The organism is Micromonospora sp. AMSO31t (assembly GCF_008868175.1).
Taxonomy (GTDB): Bacteria; Actinomycetota; Actinomycetes; order Mycobacteriales; family Micromonosporaceae; genus Micromonospora.
The window spans coordinates 1-454 of the sequence record NZ_WBKT01000351.1; the positions used below are offsets into that span (position 1 = coordinate 1).

1 protein-coding gene is annotated in these 454 nt (G+C 74.2%); it reads left to right on the plus strand.

Translation table 11 applies throughout. The features are described from left to right. On the plus strand, window positions 1-419 hold a 419-nt coding region (locus tag F8274_RS30890), incomplete at its 5' end, for a discoidin domain-containing protein (protein ID WP_151465931.1). Window positions 420-454 lie beyond the last annotated feature (35 nt).

Below are 454 nucleotides of genomic sequence, written 5' to 3' on the forward strand. Positions count from 1 at the left end.
GCGGCAACCTGGCCGCCGGGCGGCCGGTCACCGAGACCAGTCACGCCGACGTGTACGGCGCGGCCAACACGGTCGACGGCAACGCCGGCACGTACTGGGAGAGCGCCAACAACGCGTTCCCGCAGTCGCTCACCGTGGACCTCGGCGCCACGTACCCGGTGTCCCGGGTGGTGCTGAAGCTGCCGCCCTCGTCGGCCTGGCAGGCGCGCACCCAGACCCTGTCGGTGCTGGGCTCGACCGACGGGTCGACCTGGACCACGGTGAAGGCGTCGGCCGGCTACACGTTCGACCCGGCCACCGGGAACACCGCCACCATCACGTTCCCGTCCGCCGGGCGCCGGCACCTGCGGCTGACCTTCACCGGCAACACCGGCTGGCCCGCGGGCCAGCTCGGCGAGTTCGAGGTTTACGCCACCTGACCGCCCCCGGGGTCCCCGCCGCGCCGCGGGGACCC